Raw genomic sequence first — 13,690 nt, 5'->3', positions numbered from 1 at the left:
CGGGAAATTAGACCGATAGGGGTGGATATCGCGGTTACGCCACGCGACGCAGCGCGTACTCCTTGACGCCGAGCATCGGCGGCCGTTCCTCGGTGTCCACCGCGTACGTGTGCGGTACGAAGCCCTCCGGGCCCCGCTCGAACTGCGTCAGCTCCGGCCGTACGAGGTGCCCGCGCGAGAGCCGTACCAGGGCCGTGCGGTAGATCGCCGCGGCCATCCGGCCCAGCGCCTGCCCGTCCTGGTGGCGGTGCAGGCGCACGCCCACGTCGACCTGGGCCAGCGCGTTCAGTCCGACCGTGTGCAGCGCGTCCACCAGCAGGCCCAGCTCGACGCCGTACCCGACGGGGAACGGCAGCCGCTCCAGCAGCGAGCGTCGCACCGCGTACTCGCCGCCCAGCGGCTGCACGAAACCGGCCAGCTGCGGCCAGTGCAGGTTGAGGAGGGGGCGGGCGACCAGCTCCGTCACCCTGCCTCCTTGCTCGGCTCCGCCAAGACGCCCGCCCTGGCCGGGAGCGTCCCCGAGCGGGCGGTCGTACATCGCCTTGACGAACTGCACGTCCGGCTCGGTCAGCAGCGGGCCGACGATCCCGGACACGAAGGAGGCGGAGAAGTCCCGCAGGTCGGCGTCGACGAAGCAGACGATGTCCCCGGTGGTCGCCAGCAGCGAGCGCCACAGCACCTCGCCCTTGCCGGGCAGCGGCGGGATCCGCGGCAGTATCTCGTCGCGGTGCACCACCCGCGCGCCGGCCTTCGCCGCCACCTCGGCCGTGCGGTCGCTGGAGCCCGAGTCGATTACCACCAGTTCGTCGACCAGCGGGACCGGCAGTCCCTCGATCAGCTCGCGCCGGATCACCTCGACGATCGCCCCGACGGTCGGCTCCTCGTCGAGCGCGGGCAGCACGACGCTGACCGTGGTCCCCGCCGCCCGTTTCCGGTCGAGCAGCTGGTCGAGCGGTCGGTCGGCGGCTGACCAGGAGCGGTCTGCCAGCCAGCGCTCCACCTCTTCCAGCACCCTCAGCACTCCCTGCGTGTCGGCGTTATGGTGCGATATGTGATCCATCTCGCGGTTCGGACGGCTGTCTCAACCGCCCGGGCCTTCGGTTACAGTCTTGAACAACGCGAAGGACCGCCGCATGCCGGGGGTCCCCGCGAACAAACGCACCGGCGCGCCATAGAGCGCGTGTGCCGGTGCCATACCGCTCATCCAGAGGGGCAGAGGGATACGGCCCGTTGAAGCCCCGGCAACCCTCCAGTCGGTTCTCGCGATGCGTCTTACGCACCCACGCGAGGTCCCCGGCTAGGGAAGGTGCCAATTCCGTCTCATGGCGAAGTGCGCCATGGGGAAGATGAGGAGAAAGGGCCTCGCCATCATGGCTGCACAGACTGTTGCCACCTCTGCCACCGCAGAATCTGTCGACCTCGGACCGGCCACCGGCCTGTCCTGTCGCGAGTGCGGTACCCGCTTCGAGCTCGGCCCCATTTTCGCGTGCGCCGAGTGTTTCGGACCGCTGGAAGTCGCCTACGACCTGCCCACCGGTGACCCTGAGGCCCTGCGCGCCGCCATCGAGGCCGGCCCGAACAACATCTGGCGCTACGCCCCGCTGCTGCCCGTCCCCGCGGACGTGGCCTCCAAGCCCAGCCTGAACCCCGGCTTCACCAAGCTCGTGGACGCGGCCAACCTGGCCAAGGAGCTCGGCGTCACCGGCAAGCTCTACGTCAAGGACGACTCCGGCAACCCGACGCACTCCTTCAAGGACCGCGTCGTGGCCATCGCCGTCGAGGCCGCCCGCGCGTTCGGCTTCACCACCCTGTCCTGCTCCTCCACCGGCAACCTGGCCGGCGCCGTCGGCGCCGCGGCCGCCCGCGCCGGCTTCCGGTCCTGCGTGTTCATCCCGCACGACCTGGAGCAGGGCAAGGTCGTCATGGCCGGTGTCTACGGTGGCGACCTGGTCGGCATCGAGGGCAACTACGACGACGTCAACCGCTTCTGCTCCGAGCTCATCGGCGACCCGCTGGGCGAGGGCTGGGGCTTCGTCAACGTCAACCTGCGCCCGTACTACGGCGAGGGCTCCAAGACCCTCGCGTACGAGATCTGCGAGCAGCTCGGCTGGCAGCTGCCCGACCAGATCGTCATCCCGATCGCGTCCGGCTCCCAGCTGACGAAGATCGACAAGGGTCTGCAGGAGCTGATCAAGCTCGGCCTCGTCGAGGACAAGCCCTACAAGATCTTCGGCGCCCAGGCCGAGGGCTGCTCCCCGGTGTCCGCCGCCTTCAAGGCCGGCCACGACGTGGTCCGCCCGCAGAAGCCGAACACCATCGCCAAGTCGCTGGCCATCGGCAACCCGGCGGACGGCCCGTACGTCCTGGACATCGCGCGGCGCACCGGCGGTGCGGTCGAGGACGTCAACGACGAGCAGGTCGTCGAGGCCATCAAGATCCTCGCGCAGACCGAGGGCATCTTCGCCGAGACCGCGGGCGGCGTGACCGTCGGCGTCACGAAGAAGCTCATCGAGAACGGCGTCCTCGACCCGGCGCTGACCACCGTCATCCTCAACACCGGTGACGGCCTCAAGACCCTGGAGGCGGTGGCAGCGGACAGCGGCCAGACCGCCACCATCCGCCCGAGCCTGGACGCGTTCCGCGCCGCCGGCCTGGCCTGAGTCCCCTGAATCCCGGAAAGGCAGTAGCGCCATGAGCGTCAACGTCCGCATCCCCACCATCCTGCGCACCTACACGGGCGGCGCCGCCGAGGTCTCCGCCGAGGGCGCGACCCTGGCCGAGGTCATCCAGTCCCTGGAGGCGAACCACCCGGGCATCGCCGCGCGCGTCCTGGATGACCAGGGCAAGCTCCGCCGCTTCGTGAACGTCTACGTGAACGACGACGACGTGCGCTTCGAGGGCGGGCTGGAGGCGGCGACGCCGGACGGCGCGGGCGTCTCGATCATCCCGGCCGTGGCCGGCGGGTGCTGATCACCTCCCCGGGTTCTGCATAAATTGAATTGCCCCCTCCGCTATAAGCGGAGGGGGCAATTCTGCTTGATTGGGCGCGGTAGAGTTGGGGAAGTCCCCTCCGCTGTTCTTGCCCGGCGCATATGAACGGGTCGCGTGAGGGTCGACATCGGGTCAATGTGCAAGTGCGGTATGGGGCTTTGGCGAGACATGTCAGGCCCGACTTGCCCTGGAATATGCCAAATTTTCACTTCATTTCAATGTATCGGGCTGTCCAGATTTCTCGTCGGATTGACCTGTTGCAGACAGCACCGGCGCGGATACATTCAGCCTCGGTCGACGCGTTCCGACGCAAGTTCTGACCCGGGACCGCGAAGTGCGTTCCTGCGCAAGGGCCAGTAATAGGGGAGTTAGGCATGGCTCAGGGCACCGTCAAGTGGTTCAACGCGGAGAAGGGCTACGGCTTCATCGCGGTCGACGGTGGTGCGGATGTGTTCGTCCATTACAGCGCCATCCAGATGGACGGGTACCGCACCCTTGAAGAGGGTCAGCGGGTCGAGTTCGAGATCTCGCAGGGCCAGAAGGGTCCGCAGGCGGACATGGTCAAGCTCGCACTCGGCTGAGTCCCGGAGCGATCGACCACCGACGCGACACGTACGCGCGCACCCGCGTACGCGCATACACAACGAGGGGCCTGCATCCGAGGAGGGATGCGGGCCCCTCGTGCGTTCGCCGTACGTCCCTTGGATCGTGGCCCGGTGTTGCCCCAAGCCGCTTGCACTCGTGGGGGTCGAGTGCTAATCATTGGCGTTAGCACTCTCCGGTTGAGAGTGCTACTGAACGAGGACCGGGTCGGTGAGGCCCGCAGGGTCCGGCGGGAAGGAACCGCCGGGCACGCAGGCCGTCCGTCGCGGGCGCGGGCGCGGTCCAGGAGCAATCCACCGCTGTCCGGGAGGACCACTTCAGATGGCCAAGATCATTGCGTTCGACGAGGAGGCCCGCCGCGGCCTCGAGCGTGGGATGAACCAGCTCGCCGACGCCGTCAAGGTCACCCTTGGCCCCAAGGGTCGCAACGTCGTCCTTGAGAAGAAGTGGGGCGCCCCCACGATCACCAACGATGGTGTCTCCATCGCCAAGGAGATCGAGCTCGAGGACCCGTACGAGAAGATCGGCGCCGAGCTGGTCAAGGAAGTCGCCAAGAAGACGGACGACGTCGCCGGCGACGGTACGACCACCGCCACCGTCCTCGCCCAGGCGCTCGTCCGCGAGGGTCTGCGCAACGTGGCCGCCGGTGCCAACCCGATGGCCCTCAAGCGCGGTATCGAGAAGGCCGTCGAGGCCGTCTCCGCCGCCCTGCTCGCCCAGGCCAAGGATGTCGAGACCAAGGAGCAGATCGCTTCCACGGCCTCCATCTCCGCCGCCGACACCCAGATCGGCGAGCTCATCGCCGAGGCCATGGACAAGGTCGGCAAGGAAGGCGTCATCACCGTCGAGGAGTCCCAGACCTTCGGTCTGGAGCTGGAGCTCACCGAGGGCATGCGCTTCGACAAGGGCTACATCTCGGCGTACTTCGCCACCGACATGGAGCGTATGGAGTCGGCTCTCGACGACCCGTACATCCTGATCGTCAACTCCAAGATCGGCTCGGTCAAGGACCTGCTGCCGCTCCTGGAGAAGGTCATGCAGTCCGGCAAGCCGCTGCTGATCATCGCCGAGGACGTCGAGGGCGAGGCCCTGTCGACCCTGGTCGTCAACAAGATCCGCGGCACCTTCAAGTCCGTCGCCGTCAAGGCCCCGGGCTTCGGCGACCGCCGCAAGGCCATGCTCGGCGACATCGCCATCCTCACGGGCGGCACGGTCATCTCCGAGGAGGTCGGCCTCAAGCTCGAGAACGCGGGCCTGGACCTGCTCGGCCGCGCCCGCAAGGTCGTCATCACCAAGGACGAGACCACCATCGTCGACGGTGCCGGTGACAGCGACCAGGTCGCCGGTCGCGTGAACCAGATCCGCGCCGAGATCGAGAACTCCGACTCGGACTACGACCGCGAGAAGCTCCAGGAGCGCCTCGCGAAGCTGGCCGGCGGCGTGGCCGTCATCAAGGCCGGTGCCGCGACCGAGGTCGAGCTCAAGGAGCGCAAGCACCGCATCGAGGACGCCGTTCGCAACGCGAAGGCGGCCGTCGAGGAGGGCATCGTCGCCGGTGGTGGCGTGGCCCTGCTGCAGGCCTCCGCGGTCTTCGAGAAGCTGGAGCTCAACGGTGACGAGGCGACCGGCGCCAACGCCGTGAAGCTCGCGCTGGAGGCCCCGCTGAAGCAGATCGCCGTCAACGGTGGTCTCGAGGGCGGCGTCGTCGTCGAGAAGGTGCGCAACCTTCCGATCGGCCACGGCCTGAACGCCGCGACCGGCGAGTACGTCGACATGATCGCCGAGGGCATCATCGACCCGGCGAAGGTCACCCGCTCTGCCCTGCAGAACGCGGCGTCCATCGCGGCCCTGTTCCTGACGACCGAGGCCGTCATCGCCGACAAGCCCGAGAAGGCCGGCGCCGCTGCCGGCGGCGGCATGCCGGGCGGCGACATGGACTTCTGATCGAACGCCTGGCCTCCGGCCAGGGTCGATCGGCTGTTCGTACACGTACCGAGGGCGGCACTCCCCGACGAGGGGGGTGCCGCCCTCGGGCGTTTCACGCGGCGGGCCTTGCGGTCGGCGGCGGGCGGGACGGAACCGGTTATCCGTCCCTCGGGCACGTACGCGCCGGGGCGGGTCCGGGTGGTTGACTGCTGGCATGACTGACGTGAGGGACGTGTTCATCAAGATCTGCGGGCTGCGGACCGCCCGGGACGTCGAGGTGGCCGTCGCGGCCGGGGCCGATGCCGTCGGGTTCGTCTTCGCGGCAGGCAGCCCCCGTACGGTCGATGCCGCCACCGCCCGCTCGCTCGCCGCGCTGGTGCCGGAGAACGTGCTCACCGTCGGGGTGTTCCGGGGGCAGGCCGTCGAGGAGGTGCGCCGGTTCGCCGAGGAGAGCGGGGTGCGGGGCGTGCAGCTGCACGGCGAGGAGGGGCCCGAGGACTTCGCGGCGCTGCGCGCCGAGGGGCGGACCCTGCTGCGGGCCACCGCCGAGCACGCCGAGCGGTGCGGCGAGTACGGCGAGGATCTGCTGCTGCTCGACGCGCCCGACCCCGGCTCCGGTAAGCCCTGGAACTGGGGCTCCGCCGACTTCACCGCCCCGGAGGGGCGCTGGCTGCTCGCCGGCGGGCTCACCCCGGGCAATGTGCGGGAGGCGGTGGAGGTGACCGGCGCGTGGGGCGTGGACGTGTCCAGCGGTGTGGAGCGCGAGCGCGGGGTGAAGTCACCGGAGCTGATCCGCGCGTTCATCGAGGCGGCGCGCGGCCGCTGAGCTGCTCAGGGGCGTACGGGAGTGCGCCCGCGGTTAGTCTGCGGTCGGGGGGATCATGAACGTCGAAACACCACTGCCCGAGCGGCTCTTCAAGGCCGCGTGCCTCGCCGTCACCGCCGGCCTCGCGGCCGTGGCGCTGCTGTACCTCGTGCTGTTCGGGAAACTGATGGTCGCCGACATGCCGACCAACAAGTGCAGCTCGGACACCTGCCCGCGCGGCATGGGCCGGCTGCTGATCTTCGTGCCGCTCCTCGGGATCGCCGCGGGGTTGCTGTGGTCGCGCATCAGGGCGGACACGGCCACCCGCCGCTCCTGGCCGGCCCGACTCCTCGCCGCCGTCGTGGCACTGGCCGCGCTGTGGCCGGGCTGGAGCGGGTACGAGTGGATGCGCGGCCCGCAGATGGACGTCTTCGGCTACCAGGCCCCGGACCGGCCGTCCTCGGTGAAGCCGGTCGGCGTCTGGAAGCCGGACGGGCCTTCGGGGATGGTGGTACGGGCCCGCACGGACATGCTCGTCGCCTTCAACGGGGAGGGCCGTACGGGCTGGAGGCTGTCCGCGCCCGACCGGGCGGCGGTCTGCGCGCTGAGCCGGAGCACGCCCTCGAACGTCGGGATCGTCGCGTACGAGGGGGACCGGCCGGTGTGCGGCTCGAAGATCGAGGCCGTGGACCTGGCGGAGGGCCGCAAACTGTGGGCCAAGGACCTCGCACCGCCCTCGGTCTCGGCGGCGGTGGGCGGCACCGCGGTCGTCGCGGAGCGCGGCTCCCTGATCGGCCTCGACCTGCGCGAGGGCGTGGAGCGGTGGCGCGTGCCCGTGCCGGGGGAGTGCCGGGTGATGGCGCTCGACGGCGCCGGAGACCGGGCGCTGTACGTGGAGCAGTGCGCGTCGGCGGCACGGATCACGGCCGTCGACACCCGGACGGGCGCGCGCAGTTGGCAGACCCCGCTCCCCACGGCGAGCCCGCTGCGCGAGGCGCAGGTGCTGTCCGCGGGGCCGGTCGCCGTACGGGTCGCGGAGACGGCCGCGCGCGGCACCGACGCGGTGCTGCTGTTCGACGACACCGGCCGGGCACGCGGTTCCGTGCCCTCCTCGGGCCCGGAGGAGGACCTGCGGTCCCAGCCGGCCCCGGTGGTGAGCGGCGAGCTGCTGATCACCCCGGTGAAGAACGGGAAGGCTGGCGGCGTGTCCGCGTACTCCCTCACGGACGGCCACCGCGTCTGGCACGCGGGGTTCGGCAAGGAGAGCGTCAACGGCCTGGCGGCCGGACCCGCCGGTGAGGTCGGTGTGGTGACGTCGTACCGCTGGTGGAAGTACCTCACCCGGCTGGACGTGGACTCCGGCGAGCGGGAGCAGGAGTCCGCGGTCCTCCGCGACGCACCGCTGGGCACGCGTTTCGCGTTCTACCCGTCCTCGCCCGGCTATTGCGTCTTCGTCAACCTGGACCAGAGCGGCACCCTGCCGCCCATCTTCGACATGAACCCGGTGATGGGGTGGTGACCCAACTCGGTTGGGAGCGCCGCGTGTTGGCGTGCGTCCGCCCTGACCCGACGTCTCAGCTGGTGATGGGCTCGCCGTCGTGGTCGCCGCCTATGCAGGTGTCCAGGCCGGTGTCGGAGTCGTACTCGATGCTGCCCGACTTGGCCTCGCACTCCGGTCCGGTGACGGCCGGTACGGCGGCGGCCTGGGCGGCGGGGACCGCTGCGCCGAGGACGGCCAGGACGATGGCGGCGGCAAATCCGAGAATTCTTCTACGCATGGGAGCTCCTCCAGATGTGAGCGGCACCAACACGTCAACTCCAGCTTCGCCCTGGGCCGCGCCGGGCGCACCCTGACGCGAGGGTGCTTGCGGGCGCCCGCTCGAGAGGCGCTCGTCGCGGACAAGCGGCAGGCTGGTGTCATGGCGAACACGCCCCAGGTGACCGTGGGGGCGCCTGATGACCTCGGCTTGCGCAAGATCCTGGTCGACGGCAAGCGCGTAGGAAGGGCCAGATCCCCGCGGGAGCTCCGGAGAATCCTGGACCGTGCCGGTGTGGCACCAGGACACGACATTCAGTGGCTCGGCGGAGACTTCAGCGTCTGGCCGGACAAGCCGGTACAGCGGATCAGCATCGGCTTCGTCATGGTCTTCGGCCTCCTCGCGACCGCAGTTCCGCTGTGCCACATCGGACTGTCGGACAGCGGCGACGCCCTGACCTACGGCGGACGCGTCGCGGGATTCACCGTTCTCGTCGCGTCCATCGTGGAACTGGCGGCCGCCGCGGCGGCCGTCGACTACTGGGGCAGGCGGCGGTGGCGCTACTCGGGGGTGGTCGTCCTGATCGGGGTCGTGATCGCCTTCCTGTGCAGCGTCGCCCTCCTCCTGCTGCAGATCGGCGAGCGCTTCAACCGCTACACGCTGATCGGGCTGGCCCTCGCCGCCTGGTCTTCGGTGGCCCTGGTCGTACTGGTCAGATCCGGGGTGTGGCGGGGGCTCCGCTACCCCAAGACGATCGCGATCGGGGTGATCGTGTCCACCTTTCTCGCCGGTTCCAACCTGGCGTATTCGCAGATCTACGTCCCGTACGTGAAGACCCCGCTGGTGCAGAGCGGGGCCGAGTTCGGGGAGGCGACCCAGGAGAAGCCGGGGGCGCCGATGTACGTGACGGTCCATCTGTACGTCAAGAACTCGGGCGAGGTGCCCGTCTACGTCCTCGACAGCAAGTACTGGATCCGCGGCGGCCCCGCGAACAGCAGGTCAGACGGGAAGACAGGCCAGTTCAAGTTGGTCTACGACGGCGACTTCGTCACGCCGGTGGGCCGCGTGCTGACTCCGGGGGAGGAGATCAAGCAGGACGTGGTCGTCGAGGTCAAGGATCCCGAGGGGCGCAAATTCGAGGCGATCAAGGCTCAGACCGAGGTGTACGTGATCAGGAAAGACAGAATGAAGATGTCCGATGCCTATGAGAGTTCCGCGGTCTGGGGCAAGTCCCTCAAAGAGGAAGTCGCGAGGGGGAAAGCGCCCCGCGGTGCGAACTACAGATTCCGGGCCCAGATCTCGAACAGCAGTGAAATCCTGAACGTGACCCGTGGACGGCAGCTCATCACCGTGTGGCGGGTGGCCAGTGAGCAGTATCCGCGCATCGTCGTGGACGTGTCGCCACCGGGTGAACGGATAGAGTTCGACGGCAGATATCCGAAGGCGAAGAAGAAGGCCATTCAGCGGTACGGGCTGACGGTGGTGCGCGGCTCCATGGCGCAGACGCCCTATCCCGAGCTCCTGGAGCAGGCCCGCTCCGGCGAGAGCGAGAAGGCGGAAGGCTCGGGCGGCCAGGACGGCTCGGGCGGCTCGGGGCAGCCCTGACATCGTGGTACGAGCTCTCGGTTGGGTATTGTCGTCCGGTCACGGACGGCAATCGGATCGTCTGTTCAACCCGAGGGAAACGAAATGACTGATCTGAACTCGCTGCGGGCAAGCCTTGCGTCAGGTGAGCACGAGTTCGCCGACACCTTGGCCTTCATCGCCGCGCATTACGAGTACCAGCCGCAGGCTTTCCGCAATGGGGAAGTGGAAAATGCCGCGGGCGAGAACGAGGGTTCCTGCAAGACGCTGGGACTGGCCGTGCTGGAAGGGCTGAGCGACCAGGAAGCGCTGCTTGCATTCGGTGAGCACTATCGCAGTGTGCTCGCGACGCCGAACGACACCGACCACGCCAACATCCGCAACCTGATGGCCCACGGCCTGGCAGGAGTGAGCTTCGCGGGGCAGCCGTTGGCCCGCAAGAGCTGAACGGAGGCGGCTGATCACCCGCCGGCTACGGCCCGGGCGCGGGGCGGCAGTTGGTCGTACGTCTTGAACGTGTAGTGCGCGGACAGGGCGATGGAGTTGCCGGTCGCGGCCGGCAGGCCCAGGCGGTCGTTGACGAGGCCGCCGAGGGGGCCGCAGCCGGTCGCGGGCGGGGCGGTGAACGCGTTGTCGTACGCGGCGAACTTGATGACCGGCGGGTTCTTCGAGATCCACTCGGACTTCCCCGCGCGCTTGAGGCGGATCTCGACGGGGGTCTCGCCGCCGCCGATGACGCAGCCGTCGGGGAGGGCGGGGCTGACGGCGCGGAAGCGGAGGGTGAACAGGCCCATGTTCTCGCCGACGGAGTAGAAGTCGGACCGGCCGCCGTACTCCGGCTGGAGGGACAGGGCCAGGCGCGGGTTGCGGTCCCCGGCGGGTCCGCCGAGGATGCCGCCGGGCACGGCGGTCGGCGCGCTGCGCAGGGCGCCCCAGACCTGGCCGTTCGTGCCGTCGGGCAGGGGGCCCTCGGCGTGGGTGATGGTCATCGGCGCGAGCTCGGGGAGGGTGCGGCTGCCGAGGGTCAACGAGCCGGTGGCGGTGAGGACTTCGCACTTCCAGCGGGCCGCGTCGACCCCGGCGGGGATGGCCGGGCAGTCGCCGAAGTCGTACGCGGGCACGGCGGGCGCGGCGGGCTCGGCGGTGGCGGCCTCGGCCCCGGCCGCCGTGAAGGTGGCGGCTCCGAGCACGGCGGCGAAGGCGATGCCGGCGGCCGTGCGGCGGAGGGCCTGCGGGCGCTTGTCGGTGGTGATCTCCATGCCCCCAGCCTGCCGCCGCGCCCGCCCCGCGAGCTATCAGGGCGCCCCCTCGGCGTACCCCGAACCGACCCTGACGCCGCATCAGGGTCGGCTAGTCGCCCGAGCGGAAGCGGAGGCGGAGGTACTGGGCGTTCGGGCACTCCGAGTCGAAGTACTGGCGGCCGAGGGCGGGCGGCACTTCCGGGCCGGCGGTGATGCGTACGACTTCCAGTCGGGTGGCGGCGGCTGCGGCGGCCTCGGGGAGTTTCATGCGGGGGTGTCGGTGCGGAGGCGGGCGTGGAGGTGTTCGTCGTGCCAGCCGTCCGCGTGGAGGAGGGCGCCGCGCATCGTGCCTTCCAGGGCGAAGCCGGCCTTGGTCGCGATGGCGCATGAGGCCGGGTTGCGTACGGAGTGGGTGATGCGCAGGCGGTGCAGGCCGAGGTCTTCGAAGGCCCAGCGGGTGATGCGGGTCGTGGCCGAGGCCGTGGCGCCGCTGCCGCGGCCGGCGGGGAGGAGCCAGTAGAGGAACTCGCCGCTGCCGCCGCGCAGATCGAGGTCGGCCAGCCCGATCAGGCCGACGGCCGGGCGGGCGGCGGCCGGGGCGATCGCCCAGATCGCGGCCTCTTCGGCCTGCCAGAGGTCGCGGAAGTCCGCGGCCCGGCCCTCCGCTTCCGTCAACGTGCGGCGGGCCGGCCGGTTCCAGTGCCGGATGTCCGGGTCCTCGTACGCCGCGACGAGCGCGGGGGCGTCGGACGGCTGCCACGGGCGTAGCAGCATCCCGCCGGGGAGGGCGAACACCGGCTGGGGGAGGGCGGCCAGTCTGCCCGCCGGGACCACGGGGGGTATCTCGTCGGTCATCGACGCATCATGCCGGAGGCGCCCCGGTGTCCGTGGTGTTTTCCGTCGTGGCGTGGGTGAGGCTCTCCGCGATCCGGGCCAGGACTTCGAGGGCTTCGGCCTGCTGGTCGGGGGTCAGGTGGTCGGTGACGCTGCTTTCGAGTTCGGCCCAGATGTTCTCCACCTCGCGGCGCAGCGCGAGGCTGGCGGTGGTGGGTTCGATGATGGTGGCGCGCTTGTCGGTGGCGGAGGGGCTGCGGCGGACGAAGCCGGCGTGTTCGAGGCGCCTGATGGTGCGGGTCATGGTGGCGGCGTCGGATCCGAGCATGCGCACGAGGTCGGTCTGCCGCTGCGGGCCGCGGTCCCACAGCTGCATCATGACCAGTTCCTGGCCGGTGTGGAGGCCTACGCGGCGCAGGAGCTGCTGGGCGAGCATGCGGTGCAGGCGGGCGACGCGGAAGATCGCGTGGGAGACGGGGCCGGCCAGGACCGACGGCGGCATCGACGGGACCGACGCGTCTGACGGGGCGGCCGCCGTCCCGGCCGCGTCGGTGGCCGGTCGGTCGCTGCCGGTCGTGTCCTTCGGCTCGCTCATGGGTCCCTCGTTGCGGCGTGTAACTGCTCGGACAGAAACCACCCTATCGCGACCGGTTCCTGCGTGGAGCGGCCGCATATCTCCCTGTTCGGGCACCCCGAGGGCAGCATTTGTGACGTGGCTCACATGGGCGCGGGAATGGATGCGTGCGAGATACTTGTTCGGACAGTTAATCCGCGTGAGCGGTGCCACCTCAAGGACAAGGAACGTGATCATGACGACGGCATTCGACGCGTACGAGCTCGCGGGCAAGCGCCTGGCCAACCGCATCGCGATGGCCCCGATGACCCGCAGCCGCGCCCACGGCCCGGGGGCGACCGCCACGGACCTCATGGCGACCTACTACGCCCAGCGCGCGAGCGCCGGCCTGATCATCACCGAGGGCATCCAGCCCTCGGTGGTCGGCCAGGGCTACACCGACACCCCGGGCCTGCACTCCGCGGAGCAGGTCGCGGCCTGGCGCCCGGTGACCGAGGCCGTCCACCGCGAGGGCGGCGTGATTTTCGCGCAGCTGATGCACACCGGCCGGATCGGCCACCCCAGCCTGCTGCCGGACGGGCTGCTGCCCGTTGCCCCGTCCGCGGTGGCGGCGCGCGGGCAGGTCTTCACCCACCAGGGCATGCAGGACCTGACCGTTCCCGAGGAGCTGACCGAGGCCGGCATCGCCCGGACCGTCGAGGACTTCGCCGCCGCGGCGCGGGGCGCGGTGGCCGCCGGCTTCGACGGGGTGGAGCTGCACGGGGCGAACGGCTACCTGATCCACCAGTTCCTCGCCCCCGGCTCCAACCGGCGCACCGACGGCTGGGGCGGCTCGGTCAAGGGGCGGATCCGCTTCGCCGTCGAGGTGGCGACCGCGGTGGCCGAGGCCATCGGCGGGGAGCGGGTGGGCTTCCGGATCTCCCCCGGCAACCCGTACAACGACATCACCGAGGGCGACGACGTCGACGAGACGTACAGCGCCCTGGTTCAGCGGCTGGCACCGCTGGGCCTGGCCTACCTGCACCAGCTGGAGGCCGAGGGGCAGCGCGAGCTGGTCCTGCGGCTGCGCAAGGAGTGGCCCGGCACGTTCATCCTCAACCCGTACACCGGCGCGGACGTGACGGGGCCGGGGGAGCTCGAGCTGGTCCAGGACGGCACGGCGGACCTGATCGCCTACGGCGCGCTGTTCCTGGCCAACCCCGACCTCCCCGCCCGCCTCGCGGCCGGCGGCCCGTTCAACACCCCGGACACCGCCTCGTTCTTCGGCGGCGACCACCGCGGATACACCGACTACCCGGCCCTGGGCTGAGCGGATCGGCGGATTGGCTGCCCGAACAGCTAAGCCCGGACGCACCTTTCGGCGGGGAGCAGCAGG

At 70.2% G+C, this 13,690-nt stretch carries 15 protein-coding genes and 1 riboswitch; of the genes, 9 read left to right on the top strand and 6 right to left on the bottom strand.

The features are described from left to right. Positions 1–34 precede the first annotated feature (34 nt). Positions 35–1,012 (bottom strand): glucosyl-3-phosphoglycerate synthase, encoded by a 978-nt coding sequence (locus AB0O21_RS21335; protein WP_365172733.1) that lies wholly within the window; start codon positions 1,010–1,012, stop codon positions 35–37. 185 nt (positions 1,013–1,197) lie between these two features. Further along, positions 1,198–1,353: riboswitch (SAM riboswitch) on the top strand. A gap of 17 nt (positions 1,354–1,370) precedes the next feature. Here AB0O21_RS21335 and thrC point away from each other — a divergent pair. From thrC to AB0O21_RS21305, 6 genes are all read left to right on the top strand, one after another. Beyond that, positions 1,371–2,660: a threonine synthase gene (gene thrC / locus AB0O21_RS21330; RefSeq protein ID WP_365172732.1), complete on the top strand. Its 1,290-nt coding sequence runs from the start codon at positions 1,371–1,373 to the stop codon at positions 2,658–2,660. 31 nt (positions 2,661–2,691) lie between these two features. Beyond that, the gene (locus tag AB0O21_RS21325) at positions 2,692–2,970 is read left to right on the top strand and encodes a MoaD/ThiS family protein (protein ID WP_365172731.1); all 279 of its coding nucleotides are present in this window, start codon (positions 2,692–2,694) and stop codon (positions 2,968–2,970) included. 395 nt (positions 2,971–3,365) lie between these two features. Beyond that, positions 3,366–3,572, top strand: coding sequence for a cold-shock protein (locus AB0O21_RS21320; RefSeq protein WP_030009783.1), 207 nt, complete (start codon positions 3,366–3,368; stop codon positions 3,570–3,572). Positions 3,573–3,915: 343 nt separating this feature from the next. Further along, a complete protein-coding gene (gene groL / locus AB0O21_RS21315) occupies positions 3,916–5,538 on the top strand; it encodes a chaperonin GroEL (protein ID WP_365172729.1) in 1,623 nt (540 codons plus the stop codon). A gap of 196 nt (positions 5,539–5,734) precedes the next feature. Continuing rightward, entirely contained in the window at positions 5,735–6,346 is a 612-nt protein-coding gene (locus tag AB0O21_RS21310) for a phosphoribosylanthranilate isomerase (protein ID WP_365172727.1), read from the top strand. 55 nt (positions 6,347–6,401) lie between these two features. After that, entirely contained in the window at positions 6,402–7,844 is a 1,443-nt protein-coding gene (locus AB0O21_RS21305) for a PQQ-binding-like beta-propeller repeat protein (RefSeq protein ID WP_365172726.1), read from the top strand. A 55-nt stretch (positions 7,845–7,899) separates the two neighbouring features. Here the strand turns inward: AB0O21_RS21305 and AB0O21_RS21300 are convergent, their stop codons facing one another. Continuing rightward, positions 7,900–8,103 (bottom strand): hypothetical protein, encoded by a 204-nt coding sequence (locus AB0O21_RS21300; protein WP_365172725.1) that lies wholly within the window; start codon positions 8,101–8,103, stop codon positions 7,900–7,902. Positions 8,104–8,244: 141 nt separating this feature from the next. Here AB0O21_RS21300 and AB0O21_RS21295 point away from each other — a divergent pair, with 141 nt between their 5' ends. Next, entirely contained in the window at positions 8,245–9,687 is a 1,443-nt protein-coding gene (locus AB0O21_RS21295) for a hypothetical protein (protein ID WP_365172723.1), read from the top strand. 84 nt (positions 9,688–9,771) lie between these two features. Continuing rightward, on the top strand, positions 9,772–10,113 hold the full coding sequence (locus tag AB0O21_RS21290; RefSeq protein WP_365172721.1) for a HopJ type III effector protein: 342 nt from the start codon (positions 9,772–9,774) through the stop codon (positions 10,111–10,113). Positions 10,114–10,127: 14 nt separating this feature from the next. Here AB0O21_RS21290 and AB0O21_RS21285 read toward each other — a convergent pair whose 3' ends face one another. The 4 genes from AB0O21_RS21285 to AB0O21_RS21270 form a co-directional block, all read right to left on the bottom strand. Further along, positions 10,128–10,925: a hypothetical protein gene (locus tag AB0O21_RS21285; RefSeq protein ID WP_365172719.1), complete on the bottom strand. Its 798-nt coding sequence runs from the start codon at positions 10,923–10,925 to the stop codon at positions 10,128–10,130. Between the two features lie 91 nt (positions 10,926–11,016). Further along, positions 11,017–11,175, bottom strand: a complete 159-nt coding sequence (locus AB0O21_RS21280; protein ID WP_365172718.1) for a hypothetical protein — start codon at positions 11,173–11,175, stop codon at positions 11,017–11,019. Next, a complete protein-coding gene (locus AB0O21_RS21275) occupies positions 11,172–11,762 on the bottom strand; it encodes a GNAT family protein (RefSeq protein ID WP_365172716.1) in 591 nt (196 codons plus the stop codon). The genes AB0O21_RS21280 and AB0O21_RS21275 overlap by 4 nt, the downstream gene beginning before the upstream one ends. A 7-nt stretch (positions 11,763–11,769) precedes the next feature. Then, complete coding sequence (locus AB0O21_RS21270; RefSeq protein ID WP_365172886.1) at positions 11,770–12,243, bottom strand: MarR family winged helix-turn-helix transcriptional regulator; 474 nt, start codon at positions 12,241–12,243, stop codon at positions 11,770–11,772. A gap of 307 nt (positions 12,244–12,550) precedes the next feature. On the opposite strand from AB0O21_RS21270, the gene AB0O21_RS21265 reads away from it, so the two are divergent. Continuing rightward, positions 12,551–13,624: an alkene reductase gene (locus AB0O21_RS21265; RefSeq protein WP_365172714.1), complete on the top strand. Its 1,074-nt coding sequence runs from the start codon at positions 12,551–12,553 to the stop codon at positions 13,622–13,624. Positions 13,625–13,690: the final 66 nt, after the last annotated feature.

Origin of the sequence: Streptomyces sp. NPDC091371 (assembly GCF_040684275.1) — a bacterium.
GTDB lineage: Bacteria > Actinomycetota > Actinomycetes > Streptomycetales > Streptomycetaceae > Streptomyces.
Note: the sequence above shows the minus strand (reverse complement) of the source record. Positions and strands in the feature narration are given on the sequence as shown.